8 protein-coding genes are annotated in these 15371 nt (G+C 39.0%); 5 read left to right on the forward strand and 3 right to left on the reverse strand.

The genetic code is table 11. The features are described 5' to 3' along the window. Complete coding sequence (locus BW139_RS07460; protein ID WP_076919241.1) at positions 1-777, reverse strand: TSUP family transporter; 777 nt, start codon at positions 775-777, stop codon at positions 1-3. After that, positions 777-2852, reverse strand: a complete 2076-nt coding sequence (gene dinG, locus BW139_RS07465) for an ATP-dependent DNA helicase DinG (RefSeq protein ID WP_076919242.1) — start codon at positions 2850-2852, stop codon at positions 777-779. The genes BW139_RS07460 and dinG overlap by 1 nt, the downstream gene beginning before the upstream one ends. 60 nt (positions 2853-2912) lie before the next feature. Between dinG and BW139_RS07470 the strand changes: the two genes are divergently transcribed. The 5 genes from BW139_RS07470 (at position 2913) to BW139_RS07490 (ending at position 14974) form a co-directional block, all read left to right on the forward strand. Further along, a complete protein-coding gene (locus BW139_RS07470; protein ID WP_076919272.1) occupies positions 2913-5261 on the forward strand; it encodes a DNA polymerase II in 2349 nt (782 codons plus the stop codon). Positions 5262-5663: 402 nt separating this feature from the next. Further along, positions 5664-8285, forward strand: a complete 2622-nt coding sequence (locus tag BW139_RS07475) for a TonB-dependent receptor domain-containing protein (RefSeq protein WP_076919243.1) — start codon at positions 5664-5666, stop codon at positions 8283-8285. A 58-nt stretch (positions 8286-8343) separates the two neighbouring features. Then, positions 8344-9213, forward strand: a complete 870-nt coding sequence (locus tag BW139_RS07480) for a class I SAM-dependent methyltransferase (protein WP_076919244.1) — start codon at positions 8344-8346, stop codon at positions 9211-9213. Positions 9214-10073: 860 nt separating this feature from the next. After that, the gene (locus BW139_RS07485; RefSeq protein ID WP_076919245.1) at positions 10074-12965 is read left to right on the forward strand and encodes a TonB-dependent receptor domain-containing protein; all 2892 of its coding nucleotides are present in this window, start codon (positions 10074-10076) and stop codon (positions 12963-12965) included. Positions 12966-13222: 257 nt separating this feature from the next. Then, on the forward strand, positions 13223-14974 hold the full coding sequence (locus tag BW139_RS07490; RefSeq protein WP_076919246.1) for a DEAD/DEAH box helicase: 1752 nt from the start codon (positions 13223-13225) through the stop codon (positions 14972-14974). Between the two features lie 36 nt (positions 14975-15010). Here BW139_RS07490 and BW139_RS07495 read toward each other — a convergent pair whose 3' ends face one another. After that, positions 15011-15343, reverse strand: a complete 333-nt coding sequence (locus tag BW139_RS07495; RefSeq protein ID WP_008468018.1) for a ribonuclease E inhibitor RraB — start codon at positions 15341-15343, stop codon at positions 15011-15013. Between the last annotated feature and the right edge of the window lie 28 nt (positions 15344-15371).

Here is a 15371-nt window from a genome sequence, read left to right on the forward strand (position 1 = left end):
TTAAAAGTATGCCTCGTAAATTAGTTTTAATGCTAAAAGTATAACCATCGTATTAAATACTGGGCGAATAAATTTACTGCCAAAACGAATCGCTGAATGTGCGCCAAACCATGCACCAAGCATGATAAAGAAGCCCATTGTAATTCCCAGTAAAAAGTTAACATGGCCAAGTACAACAAAGGTGATCAGCGAGATAAAGTTAGAAACAAAGTTCATTGAACGCGCCAAACCACAATTGAGTAACAAACTCATTTTATAAAGCATACCGTTTGAGGCAGTCCAAAAGGTACCCGCACCAGGGCCGGCTAAACCATCAAAAAAACCTAAACTGAGCCCCTGTAACCATTGTTTTACTTTTAAAGCGGGAGTGAGCTTAGGGAGCGCATCACTTTGTGTGGTGCTTAAGTTACCAAACAAACTATAACAAGCCACTAGGATAATGATTATAGGCAGCAACTTGTTTAAAAAGTCGATGCTTAAATGATCAACAAGCAGAGTGCCCAGTAAAGCGCCTATAGCGGTGGCCAAAATAGAGGCGAGCCAGAACTTCGGGTTAAATAATTGTTTTTTATAATAGGTAATACTGGCGGTTAACGAGCCAAAACTGGCGGCCAATTTATTAGTGCCAAGCGTTAAATGAGGAGGTAATCCCGCCGTTAACAGTGCCGGTACAGTGAGTAAACCACCACCGCCAGCAATAGCATCAATAAAGCCAGCTAAAAGTGCAACGCCACATAAAATAGCCCAAGTCGTTGGGTCGAGTGCAAGTTCAAACATCAGTAATCTATTTGTCTTTTAAAAGGTGGTAAGGTGTCGAGCATGGCTTTGCCATATCGTTTGGTGATTAAGCGTCTATCTAAAATAGTTATTGTGCCAATATCACTTTCTTTGCGCAGCAGTCTACCACAGCTTTGTACCAATTTCTTTGCTGCGTCTGGCACGGTTATAGATAAAAATGGATTACCGCCTTTACTTTGCACAAACTCCGCTTGTGCTTCTTCGATAGGCGAGGTGGGCACCGCAAATGGAATTTTTGTAATAATTAGATTTTCTAAATATTTACCAGGTAAATCAAGGCCTTCAGAAAGGCTTTGGGTGCCAAATAAAATACTGCCTTTGCCTTCATCAATATTTTTAGTGTGTAATTTGAGTAAAGCTTCCCGTGACATTTCACCTTGTACTAATAAGTTAAATCCTTTTGTTCTAAGAAACTTACTTACATGATCCATTTGCCAGTACGAGGCAAATAACACTAAGTTGGCCTTTTTAGTGTTTAGATACTCGGGTAACGTTTTAGCAATATGATCGCTAAATTCTTTATCTGTTGGCTCTATACTTGACGTCGGAATGCGCAAAGTAGCTTGTTTAGGGTAGTCAAACGGGGAGGGGACTTTAATAAACTTTACCCCTTCTTCTTTAGCAAGGCCACTTTCATAGGCAAAATGATCAAATGAGCCTAGTGCGCTCAAGGTAGCTGAACATAACACGGCTCCAGCACACTCGCTCCACAGCTTATCTTTTAAATAGTAACCGACCTCAATGGGGCAGTCGCTAAGCAAGTGATCATGATGGCTTTTATATTCAAGTCGCTTTATCCAACGCGCATGCGGTGTGCCTTCGCCTTTAGTGGCGTAACTAAACCATAATTTATTAAGTTGTTCTAATCGGTTTATGTATTGCCCACTTTCAGCCAGAATGGGGTCGGCAATATAAGGTTTAATATCACCGTCGCTTACATCTTGGGTGAGGGTATCGTGCATTTTATTCAAACACCGTAAAGCATCAAGCGTAGCCTCACTAATGTCTTTTGCCTTAGCGTGTAACGATTTAGGTATTTCACCATGTTCAAAGCGATAGGTATCGTCTTTTGAATATTCAAAATCGGCGTTGTCTAGAATATCGCGCACCACTTTTAAATCTTTGTTGGCATCGTTAACGCTATCGCATAACTTAAAGTTTTGCCCAATACCTTTTTGACCCACTAACACTTTGGCCATTTTGCCACTAAATTTAGTGAGTTTGTCGAGCCAATCTATCGTGCCTTTTATTGTAGCTGCAGCAGATGAAAAATCGCGGGTAATATGCGCAAGGTGATGCGCTTCATCGATTACATAAATGGTGTTGTCGGGTTCGGGTAAAATTTTTCCGCCCCCTAAATCTAAATCAGCTAACAGTAACGAATGGTTTATAACTAAAACATCCATTTGCATTAACTGCTGGCGGGCGAGTTGAAAAGGACATGTTTGGTGTGCTTTCATCTGGCGTTGGCAAGCATGCTTATCGCAAGCGATTAGTCCCCATACCCTATCAGGGATGGTATCGGCCCAGCTGTCTCTATCGCCTTGCCATTTTTTATTGACATAGGCATCATAAAGTTGCTTTAAGCACTTAGTTTCCATATCACTTAGTGGCGATGTAAGGGTAGGCATAAACTCCATTTGAGTTTGGCTATCGCTGTTTAGTGCATTGTGAAGTTTGTGAGCGCAAATATAACGTTGGCGGCCTTTTACTAAATCAAATTTAAAATCGAGCCCTGAGTGCTTTTTAAAAAATGGTAGCTCTTTAGCGATTAGTTGCTCTTGCAAAGCCACAGTAGCTGTGGAAATAACCAATTTCTTTTTTTGTGCTAATGCCAGTGGCAGAGCGCCTAGACAGTAAGCTAATGACTTGCCGGTGCCAGTACCTGCTTCAATAACACAAATACGTTGTTTTTTATGGTATTCACCGGCTAATGTTTTTGCTATTTCAGCAACTAGGTAGTTTTGACTACTACGAGGACGGTAATCGGTTAGGTTATTTGCAACATGCTGGTGTACTTGTCTAATTGTTTTTTTTAGTGAGCTCGATAGCATGTGATGATTAACCTAAAATATGTATATAATTACAGTGTATATATTAAGTGGGATCGAACATTGACACAAGCAATCTATCAGGGCTTTATTTTATCAAGGCAACAATACACTGCTAAAAATGCACAAGGTATTACTTTGTGCTATTGGCTAAGCTCTGAGCAAGGCCCGATAAAAGTGACGATTGAAAATCAGCAAGCGTTGTTTTTCATTCCATTGGCTGAGCAAGATACTGCAAGTGCTTTACTGGCTCAGGCAAACATAAAAGCGCAGTTTAATAACGTTGAACTTTGTCACTTTAGTGGTAGTGAATGTGTGGCCTGTTACTTTAATGATATAAAAAGTGTATACACTGCACGAGCTCTTTTAGAGCAAGTAATGCCAATTTATGAAGCCGATGTGCGCCACAGTGACCGCTTTTTAATGGAGCGCTTTATTAAAGGGGGCGTATGGGTAACCGGTAATGCCAAAGCTCAAAACGGCTTTATTGAAATTAGTGAGGCAAAGCTTAAAGCAAACGAAGATTACACACCAACGCTTAAGTCTGTTTCTTTGGATATAGAATGCAATGCCGATGGCGTGCTATTTAGTGTTGCACTGGTGGGAAATGGCCTAGATTGTGTATTAATGATAGGTGAGCCACAGCAGCAGGGCGATCCGACATTTGAAATAGATTGGTGCTATGACGAAATAAACTTACTAACCAAGCTGCAGCAGTTCATTATAAATAACGACCCCGATGTTATTGTTGGTTGGAATGTTATTGATTTTGATTTTAGTTTATTGCAAGAGCGCGCTGAGGCGTTAGGACTTACCCTGAGTATTGGCCGAGATAATCAACCTTTATATATTAATAAAGGCCATTACACCCGATTAACGCTCCCAGGACGATGCGTCATTGATGGCATTGATACTTTAAAAAATGCCACTTATCGATTTGACAGCTTTTCGTTAGCTAATGTTGCAGAGCGGGTGCTTAACGAGTCAAAATTAATAAAAACTGATAACCGATTAACTGAAATTGTACGCCAATTTAATGAAGACAAGCTCGCCCTTGCTGCCTACAACCGCCAAGATTGTATTTTAGTTAATCAAATTTTCGAAAAACTAAAGCTGTTTGAATTTGCCATAGTCAGAACTCAAATCACTGGGCTCGAACTTGAGCGCATGGGCGGCTCAGTTGCTGCATTTACTAATTTATATTTACCGCTGTTACATCGCAGTGGTTATGTTGCTCCCAACTTAGGCGATCATGGGCTATCTTTTGAAAGCCCTGGTGGCTATGTGATGGAGTCGACTCCGGGGCTTTTCAAAAACGTTTTGGTACTTGATTTTAAAAGCTTATATCCGTCAATTATGCGTACGTTTTGCATTGACCCGCTAGGTTTAATCGCAGGGTTAAAGGCACCAGAGCATGCGGTTGAAGGATTTAATCAGGCGTTATTTTCAAGAACGCAGCACCACCTGCCAAAATTAATTGAGCACCTGACACAAACTCGCCAAGAAGCAAAAGACACTAATCAACCCATGCTCTCGCAAGCGATTAAAATTATTATGAATAGCTTATATGGCGTACTGGGCTCTAAAGGCTGTCGGTTTTACGACCCGCGTTTATCGAGTTCTATTACTTTACGTGGCCATGAAATAATGCAAACAACTCGTAAATGGATAGAAGCGCAAGGCTTTGAGGTGATATATGGTGATACCGACTCTACGTTTGTAAAACTTAGTGAAGATACCAGTCCTGAGCAATGCAACGACATTGGTTGCCAACTTGTTCGACATATAAACGAAAAGTGGCAGGTAGACTTAAAGCAGCGTTATGACTTACAAAGCTATTTAGAAATTGAATTTGAAACCCATTACAGTCCGTTTTTTATGCCAACTATACGAGGTAAAAAAACAGGTTCTAAAAAACGTTATGTTGGTCAAGTAACCAAAAAGAATGAAAAAAAGTTGGTTTTTAAAGGTATGGAAACCGTTCGCAGTGATTGGACTGAGTTTGCGCAGGAGTTTCAAACACAGTTGTTTGAAACACTTTTCTCTAGTCACTTCGAAATACAGCAACTACACAATATAATAAATAGCTACACGCAAAAATTATACAGTGGTGACTTTGACCACAAACTCGTTTATAGGAAGCGTTTAGGGCAGCACCTGAGCGATTATATTAAAAATATCCCACCTCACGTTCAAGCAGTTAAAAAACACAAAGCGAGCCATCATGAGTTTGAAATAAAACGCGGACAAGTAATCGAATATGTTTACGCAATAACTGGCGCCGAACTTTATACCGGTAAAAACACTCTGAACTACCCGCTGTACATTCAAAGACAACTCGACCCTGTTGCGCAAATGATATTAAGCGCATTAAACACACCAACTGAATCTACCCAAGCTACATTATTTTAACTTAGTCATGAAGTAAATAGGCATTTTATAGGTTGTTTTTCGATTTTAAGTCCCTCTTTCGCATAAAATTTGTAAAATTTAAAGTTAACATTTGTGAGTTTGGTTACAAATTCATTCATAAGCAGTACAAAATAAAAAACCACCCATAATAAACAATGTTATTTTAAATCAGTGGTTTATTTTTTAGTGGCTGGATTTTTTCTAAATTAGGTTCAAAAACGAGCTTAAAAAACGAACCAAAAAAACGTAAAAATGATAACGAGAAGTCACTCAAAGTGCTTTTAAAGTTAATTTAATGTTGACCACCTTGTGTCCATAGTATTATCATCGTTGACGTGATCACCAATTAATTAACAAAAGTGGTCGAAAATAAAAAACAAATAGTATTCTAGGGAGAATCAAATGTTAAATAGCAAAATCTCAAAAGCAGTTCGCTTAGCGATCGCTTTTGGTGCAGTTTCTACTGCCGCTTTCTCAGCAAGTTCATTTGCTGCAGAAGAAGAGTCTGCAGAAAAAGTTGAGCGTATACAAGTAACTGGCTCACGCATCAAACGAAGTGATTTAGAAGGTGCTTCACCAGTAATTTCTATTACTGCTGCAGACATCAAAATGGAAGGTGACTTCACTGTTGCTGATGCTCTACGTTCAAGCTCACTAAACTCTTTCGGTTCATTCTCTGAGCGTTCAGGTAGTTCAGCACAATCTCAAGCAACTATTAACTTACGTGGTGCTGGTTCACGCCGTACACTTGTCCTTCTAAACGGTCGTCGTTTTCCTGGTTCACCAACTCTTGGTGGTGCATCAGCTAACTTAAACGCAATTCCAATGGCTGCTGTGGCACGTATTGATATCATGACTGAAGGTGCATCTTCTATTTATGGTTCTGATGCAATGGCTGGTGTTGTTAACGTTATCTTAAAAGATAACTTCGAAGGCTTAACTTTCAATGTTGGCGCTGGTCATCGTGACCAGGATGAAGGTACTACATCGTCAGAATTTTCAATCGTTGGTGGTGTTTCAAATGATAAAGGTAACATTACTTTTTCATTCGATCATCAAAAACGTAAAGGTATCAGCGACGCCGCTCGTGATTATACCAAAGCAAAAATTGGTGATTTAGATGGCGATGGCGACATCGAAGCATACACGGCTGATACTGTAGGTTGGTCTTACTTCGGTGCTACAGTTTTATCTCCAGACTTCGCAACGGCTTCTGCTTCTTTAAAGTGTGATGATTTGATTGCTGAATACGGAGAAGATACTTTCCGCCGTGTAGATGCAAACGAAGATTGGGGTCCAGGTTCTGAATACTGTATGTATGCATACGGTAACGTATCTTACAACACAGCTTCAATCGACCGTAACACATTATACCTAAGCTCTAATTATGAAGTTGCTGACGATATTGAGTGGTTTGGCCAAGCAATGTTTGTTCAAAACTCTTCATTTGGTCGTTACGCTCCTCCTGCCGCTGCATGGGAAAACATGTCAGCGGACAACGAACATAACCCTTATGGTGTTGATGGCGCATACGGTTTATTCCGTTGGGTAGGCATTGGTACTCGTGACGGTAACGTCGACGATTACAACATTGACCTTACAACAGGCCTTCGTGGTGAGTTAGACTGGAACAATGCTTCTTGGGAAGTTTACTACCACCGTAACAAAGCCGATAACAAGTCAATCGGTGAGTACTACTTATCTTACTCTGGTCTTGCTTACAATGAGCAAAACGGTATTGATTTAGGTTCGGATGAAGGTGTTGCAAACATGAAAGCAACAACTCTTCAACAATCTACTTCTACGTTTGACCAATACTTTGGTGGTATCGGTTTTGACCTAGGTGAGCTAGACGGTGGAGCTGTATCTCACTACGTAGGTATGGAGTTCTTTGAGCAAACCTACGCAGATATCTACGATGGTCAGTCTGAAGCGGGTCTTATCGGTGGTTCAGCAGGTAACTCTGCTGCAGGTGGTCGTGATGTTACAGCTGTATTCATAGAAACAGTTCTACCAATTACTGATGTTTTTGAATTAAACCTTAAAGCTCGTTACGATGACTACTCAGACTTTGGTGATAACATTGCTCCAGCTGTATCTGCTCGTTGGGAGCTAGCTGAAGGTGTTGTACTTCGTGGTTCTTACTCTGAGTCTTTCCGCGCTCCTGGTTTAGATTTGTTAAACCAAGCTCGTACTTTCTCTGCTGAGTCAGCGATTGACTACAACAACGGTTCAACAGTTTCACGTCAATACGATACTTATTACACAGCCAACTCTGAGTTAGATGCAGAAGAGTCTGACTACACTAACTTAGGTATCGCTTGGGATGTTAACGAAAACTTAGGTCTTAAACTTGATTACTTCATGTTATCAGTAGACAACGTGATTCAGTCTAAGTCATTACAAGGCTTACTATCGGATGAAGCTGCAGGTCTAATTAGTGCTGTTAGTGTCGATACCGATACTTCAAACGAGACGTTCTACTTGAAGCGCGCAGCTTCTGGTGTTCTAGTTGAAGCTGGTACTTCTTACTTTAATGGTGCTGGTTTTGAAATTGAAGGTATTGACTTTACAATCAATGCAAACCTTGAGACTGAATACGGTGAGCTACGTTTCAGTAATGTAAACAGCTTTACACTTGCTTATGATTCTGAAGTAGGTGGTGTTGTTCAAGATACTGCAGGATGGTCTGGTCAGCCGGATCTTAAATCAGTCGCAACTATCTCTTGGTCCTATGAAGATCACTCAGTTTCTTGGAACTCAACTTACACTGCCGACACTTCTGAAACAGAAGTTGACGGAGACGGTGACGGTTTCTACGAGCAAACTGGTAAGCTAGATAGCTGGTTAATACATAACTTCACATACAGCTACAACGCTGGTGAATATGGTGCAGTTACATTTACTGTAAATAACCTTACTGATGAAGACCCTGTATTCTCTTCAGCAGGAACTTGGGATAACCAAGATCTTTATAATAACTTTGGTCGTGACTACCGTGTAAACTACACAATTAGTTTCTAAACTTTAGTTTAAATTTTAAAAGGGCTGATTCTTCAGCCCTTTTTTATTTGGAGATAATATGAAAGCTTATTGGAGTGATTATTGGGCACAGGGTTACATAACTTCTTTTGGTCAAGATATTAAAGGTAACTACACGGGTAAGCTTAAAAATTGCTGGTTAGAGTTTAGTGAAAAATTAAAAGGGAACTCTAACGTCTTAGATATAGGCACCGGCAATGGGGCATTGATAGATCTTATTCAAAAAAATGTAAGCATGGACTTAAATTTTACAGGCATTGATCCTGCAACTATAAACTTAAATACTACAAAATATATCAAAGGAGATTTTTTATCTGGTGTTTATGCTGAGGCACTTCCTTTTGGAAATGAACACTTTGATGCCGTTATATCGCAATTTGCATTAGAATATAGTGATATAAATGTCAGCCTTAATGAAATGCTAAGGGTACTAAAACCAAATGGTCTTGTGCAGATTATATGTCACAATATAGACTCAGACATAGTTGTTCCAAATATTAAAATTTTAGACTCAGCAAGAAGAGTAAAAACAACAATGGTTCCGATTCTTTCAGATATTATAAATGCTATTCAAAAAAAATCTGATAACGAGGCTATACTCTCAGCGTCTTTAAATAAACTGATTAATGATGATAAAAAAATTAATCCGCATGCTATTAATGCAACACTATTAATTAACTTTTATGAATTTATTTTAAAAAATCGCTCTATAGATTTGAATAAAGCTTTTTCCCTGTTTAAATCAGAGTTAGATGGACTAATTTACAGACTGGAAGATTTAAAAAGTGCTGCAGATAAAAACTCTACTGTTTACTCTTTATTATCAGAATTGTGCGAAATTGAAAAAGTTGATTTAATTGATTCTAACAAAGAAAAGATAGGCAGTTTATATAAGGGTTATAAAAAATAGCATTAGTAAATTATCTTTATTCTTCTATTATTTCCTTCTATTAACAGTTTAATAAATATAGATATTTTTATAAAGAGAGCATTGTTGAATGAATTTGAAAGGCACAACAGTTAATTAGTTATGTAATTTTAGAATGTACAGAAGCAGCAAGCCAAACAGGAAGGTTTAAAACTTTTGAAAATGTTCTGGCTAACCCAAATTGAACACTTGAGTTTAGAATTTGCAAATTCCACAAGTGATAAATCGTTATAATGAATAAAGTTACTCTAAGCTAAATACTCCATATAAAAGGCCACACATCTTACTTTATAAACACTCTTTGGCTGATTAACCTTAAATAATCAGTCATGTTTTAAATTATCAAATGCGTTCTATAACAGCATTATTCCAACATGCACTTATCGGCGTGTCAGCTTATGAAGCACCGTTAATATAAATCCATCACCACAGCCAATATATCTAGTTTTCAACTGTTTTAAATAAGTCACATCGCTAAGTCAAACGCAAAGTGGCTTTTAGGCGTAAACGGCGCATAACTTTACGAATAATGTATCGACCAACTTGATAGCCTTCTTTGCGAAGTCTCTTAATCACTTCTCGGTTCCAAACCACCTTTAAAAAATATATACATGTAATTTACTTAGCATAACCATTGTTAAAGCCTATTACTTAAAGTCAGAAGTACAGCTATAAAGTAACTCGTGGCTTGCTGAACTATGAGGAAAGAGAACACTATTTAGTCGTATTTTGTTGATTTAGGGTTAATTTTGTTGTAATTATGTAGCTTGATGGTTGGCTTGCTGTTTCTGTAGCAGGTTACTTATCAGGTATAAATATAATAATATATTAGGGAAATTGACATGATAAATAACAAAGTTTCAAAAGCAGTTCGCTTAGCGATCGCTTTTGGTGCAGCTTCTACAGCTGCTTTCTCAGCTAGTTCATTTGCTGCAGAAGAAGAAAATGTAGAAAAAGTAGAGCGTATTGAAGTAACAGGTTCTCGCATATTACGTGAAGGCGCAATTTCACCATCACCGGTTACTGTAATTACAGGTGAAGACTTGGTTAGCACTGGTGCGATGAATATCGGTGAAGTATTAAATAAACTGCCAGCATTAGCGACTACATATTCGCTTGCAAACTCTGGTCGCTTTATCGGTACTGCCGGTATTAGCTTACTAGATTTACGCGGTATGGGCAGTGCTCGTACCCTGGTACTTGTTGATGGTAAGCGCCACGTTGCAAGTTCTCCTGGAACATCTTCAGTAGATACGAATACCATTCCAAGCTCTTGGATTGAGAAAGTAGAGATTATTACTGGTGGTGCATCGGCTGTTTATGGTGCTGATGCGGTAACGGGTGTAGTTAACTTCATTCTCAAAAAAGACGTGACTGGTTTTAATGTATCAGCAACAAAAGGCTTTGCTGATAATAGTTCATATCAAAATGAGAAATTTACTGTTTCTTATGGTCAAGACTTTGCAGAAGGCCGTGGTAATGCCGCCTTCTCTTTAGAGTATAACGCGCAAGACTCACTTAATGCGCTTGATAACCCATGGACTGCAACCTCATATGCATCAATGCCTTATGAAGCTGTGACGGGTCAATCGCGCCCTGATGATCAAATTGACAGTGAAGAGTACCCAGACAGAATAGTGGTTCCTAATGCAGGTTACTACCTAATTTCTAACCAAGGTACTGTTTGGAACCCGTTCACGGGTGGAATCATGGGTAAATTTAATGGTGACAGTACATTAGGTGATGTTTACACAGGCCCAATAGCAGACGGTTCTTTTTGTGGTAGCCCGGGTTGTGATTACATTAATCTACGTCAATATTCAGAGATACAACCTAAATTTGATCGTATAAACTTTAATTTTAAAACAAATTATGATGTTACAGACGAGCTAAACGCATACTTTCAAGCTAAATACTCTAAAACAGAGGGCGAGAATGTAGGCCAACCGTTCTTCCGTTTTTACTCTGGTGCAAACCTAATACAACGCGACAACGCATTTTTAACACCTGATGTTGCACAATTAATGGATGATAATGAACTGCCATTTATTGGTGTGAACAAAATGTTTAACGATATAGGTCGTCGTCTTGAAGAAAATACTCGTGAAACAACTCGGTTTGTAGCAGGTATTCAGGGTTACATCAGTGATGACTGGGCAATGGATATCTCTTTAGTACATGGTAAGTCAGAAATTGAACGTATTAACGGTGCAAACGTTATTATGGATAATTATGCCAATGCGATAGACGCTGTATTTGATGACAATAACAATATTGTATGTCGTGACGCAGCAGCTCGAGCTGATGGGTGTGTTGCTGCAAATATAATGGGTGATGGAGCAATTAGCCAAGAAGCTATTGACTATGTGACAACGACTTCAATTGGTACATCAGAAATCAAGCAAACTGTATTCAATGCAACATTTAGTAATTCGGCAATTTATGAACTACCAGCGGGTATGGTTGGTTTTGCTGGTGGTGTTGAGTACCGTGATGAAACAAGTGTGACGATTGAAGATGCCTTCGCTAAAACTGGGGCTACATTCTTTAATGCACTTGGTGAAACGGATGGTGGTTATGATGTAACAGAAGCTTTCTTCGAACTATCAGTGCCACTGATTGAAGATGTATTTCTAATAGATACATTAGTATTTGATACCGCAGTTCGTTACGCTGATTACTCTACTATTGGCGATGCAACAAGCTGGAAGTTAGGTCTTGATTGGACTATTACACCAGAGTTACGCGCTCGCTTTACCTTATCTGAAGCAATGCGTGCGCCTAATATCGACGAGTTATTTTCTGGTCAAAGTCAGTCTTTCGCAGGTGTTGACGATAGCTGTAAAGTTTCAGAGCTTGCACAATTAAGTGATGCAGGCCGAGCTATTCGCGAATCTAACTGTGCTGCTTTAGGTGTTCCAGCTGACTTTGATTCAAATTATGATAGTGCAACGCTAGAGACATTAGTTGGTGGTAACCCAGATCTACAGCCAGAAGAATCTAGATCTATTACAGCAGGTCTTGTGTACCAACCTGAGTGGTTAGAGGGTTTCAGTGTAACTGCCGATTACTGGGAAATTGATATTGATGACACAATCAGTGGCATTGGTTTCCAAACAATTATCGATCGTTGTGTAGATTCTCCAACCGGTATTGATAACCAGTTCTGTAAACTAATTACGCGTGACCCTAATACTAGTGAAATTACACTTCTAAAAGGTTTTGCGCTTAACATCGCACGTAGTCTTAACTCGGGTGTTGACTTTGAGTTTGGCTATGACTTCGACGCTTTAGGTGGTAGCTTCGGTACTAGCTTTATTGGTACTTATTTGATTGAAGCAAAAGACTTTCCATTCTCAGCTGAGCCAGAAAATTACACTGATTATGAAGGTGTTTTAGGTGATGAGACATGGCAGGGTAGTATCTCTGTTGATTATACATATGAAAACCTTGTTGTAGATTTCAGCACTCGCTTTATTAACGGTGTTGAGTTATACGATCATAAGTCTATCGAAACAAACCCGAATCCTTCAAATCAAATGCGTTACGGTTCATACTTTATAACTGATGCTTCAGTCGCTTATAAATTTGATAGCGGCGTAGGCTTTAAGTTAGGTGTTGATAACTTATTCAATCGTGGGTTACCGGGCTCAACAACTGGTACGGGCGCAGGTTCAGCGATTTATGACAATATCGGTCGTTTTGCCTACCTACAAGCTACTTACAAATTCTAAAGCTACTATTTATTAGTATAAAAATTTTATACTAATAAAGTTCCTTAGAATTGCTGGTAAGCTCAGTAAGTATTAAATACCCTTAATCATGTTGATTAAGGGTATTTTTTTATATTTATACATAATATAGTGCTCTAAATTTATAAATAGTTTCAAAGTTAGCTGATTATTTATGAATATAAATATTAAAACGAATGTGAAATAGAGCTGTCTTTCTGAAAATTAACCATTGATTAGATTAAGAATTCTTACCTTTGATGACCTACACCCTTAGACCCTACCAGAGCGAGGCGGTTGAACGCACCGTTTTACACTTTAGAAAAACTAACGAACCTGCTGTTATTGTTTTACCTACAGGGGCGGGTAAAAGTTTAGTGATAGCTGAGCTTGCGCGTATTGCTAAACAAAAAATATTGGTGTTGGCGCACGTAAAAGAATTAGTGGAGCAAAATGCTCAAAAATATAAAAGCTTTGGTCTTGAGGCGAGTATATTTTCCGCAGGACTCAAAGAGAAGTCGTTAACTCACCAAGTTACCTTTGCCAGTGTGCAGTCGTTATCGCGTAATCTAGATAAACTTAATGAGCACTACTCATTACTTATTATTGATGAGTGCCACAGAGTGAATGGCGAAAAGAAAAGCCAGTACGGAAAAGTTATTGATGCACTTAAATCTCACAACTCTGAATTAAAAGTATTAGGTTTAACCGCGACGCCTTACCGACTAGGGTTAGGCTGGATTTATCATTATCATTACCATGGCTTTGTAAGAGGCAATAAAGAGAGTCCATTCAAACACTGTATTTTTGAATTACCTTTGCGCTATATGATTAAGCATAACTACTTAACTCCCCCTAAAGAGGTTGATGCTGCGATTAGCCATTATGACTTTTCATCTTTAAGTAGTAATGCATTTGGGCAATATAGCAATGAGGATATGAATGCGCTGTTAAAAAAATCGACCCGTGCAACTCAAACAATTTTACAGCAGATTATTCAATATAGTGAGAGCCGTCATGGGGTGATGGTATTTGCAGCTACGGTTATGCATGCAAAGGAGGTAATGACTTATTTACCAAAGGATCACAGTGCACTGATCACCGGAGATACTCCTAATAGCGAGCGCGATAAAATAATTAAACAATTTAAAGCTAAACAATTAAAGTATTTAGTGAATATATCGGTACTTACTACCGGATTTGATGCCCCCCATGTTGATTTTATTGCTATTTTACGCCCCACTGAGTCGGTAAGTTTATACCAGCAAATTGTCGGTAGAGGCTTGAGGTTAGCTGAGGGTAAAGATGATTGTTTAGTGATTGACTATGCAGGCAATGGCTTTGATTTATTCTACCCAGAAGTTGGCGATAAAAAAGGCGATAGCGATAATGAACCCGTGCAAGTGCTGTGTCCTGGGTGTGGCTTTGCCAATATATTTTGGGGCAAAACAGATGCTGATGGCAAAGTAGTTGAGCACTTTGGCAGGCGTTGCCAAGGTTTGCTTGAAGATGATGACGGGGCAAGCGAACAGTGCGATTATCGTTTTCGTTTTAAAGAGTGTGAGCAGTGCGGCGCACAAAATGATATTGCGGCTCGAAAATGCCATGACTGTGGTGCTGTGATGGCCGATCCTGATGATAAACTACGTAATGCGTTAAACCTCAAAGATGCATTAGTGCTACGTTGTAGCGGCTTGAGCGTGACTAAACTTAAAGAGCAATTGTTAAAAGTTACTTATTTTGATGAAGACGGGGCCAGTTGTGATGAGGTATTTGATTTAGCAAACAACGGGGCACTGTATTATTTTAATCAACAGTTTGGTAAACGTATTGCTCAGGGCCAATCGCCAACAAAATTTATCAGCGCAGATCAGGTTATAAAAGCCCAGTTTGATTTAATACCACCGGATTTTGTGATTGCTCGAAAAAGTAAAAAATATGGCTGGAAAGTAGCAGATAAACTTTTTGATTATAAAGGCAGCTTTAGAAAAGCAAACCAGCTAAGCCGATAGGCTAAGCTGGGTATCTCATTCATCATGAAATTAGGGTTATGCTTCTTCTGCGTCTAATCCCCAACCATCGCCATAGCCATTAAAACTGTTCGCTATACTTTCAATGTATTGTTCTGCTTGGCCTAACAAAGCATGTTCTGGAACCATTTGTACATGGGTAATTACTTCCCAAACGCCAGTATCTTTACATTTTTCAACATCAGCAGTTTGAACTAATGCATCGTTTACAATCTCAGTTGCAAATTTTTCGGCATCAGTCTGTTGTTCAAATAAAATGTAAAAATCAATTTGTTGCATTTTACTTAAATCTACACCAGCGGCGGAAATTTCAGCAAGAAGCTGGCCATTATCATCATCAGGAAATTGCATTTAAAACTCATAAAATTAGTGTTTACTC

The organism is Pseudoalteromonas sp. SK18, assembly GCF_001974855.1.
In the GTDB taxonomy this organism is placed as follows: Bacteria; Pseudomonadota; Gammaproteobacteria; order Enterobacterales; family Alteromonadaceae; genus Pseudoalteromonas.

Coding starts and splice junctions, on each gene's coding strand:
- BW139_RS07460 (WP_076919241.1), bottom strand. CDS start 777: ATGTTTGAACTTGCACTCGACCCAACGACTTGGGCTATTTTATGTGGC.
- BW139_RS07485 (WP_076919245.1), top strand. CDS start 10,074: ATGATAAATAACAAAGTTTCAAAAGCAGTTCGCTTAGCGATCGCTTTT.
- BW139_RS07490 (WP_076919246.1), top strand. CDS start 13,223: ATGACCTACACCCTTAGACCCTACCAGAGCGAGGCGGTTGAACGCACC.
- BW139_RS07475 (WP_076919243.1), top strand. CDS start 5,664: ATGTTAAATAGCAAAATCTCAAAAGCAGTTCGCTTAGCGATCGCTTTT.
- dinG (WP_076919242.1), bottom strand. CDS start 2,852: ATGCTATCGAGCTCACTAAAAAAAACAATTAGACAAGTACACCAGCAT.
- BW139_RS07495 (WP_008468018.1), bottom strand. CDS start 15,343: ATGCAATTTCCTGATGATGATAATGGCCAGCTTCTTGCTGAAATTTCC.
- BW139_RS07480 (WP_076919244.1), top strand. CDS start 8,344: ATGAAAGCTTATTGGAGTGATTATTGGGCACAGGGTTACATAACTTCT.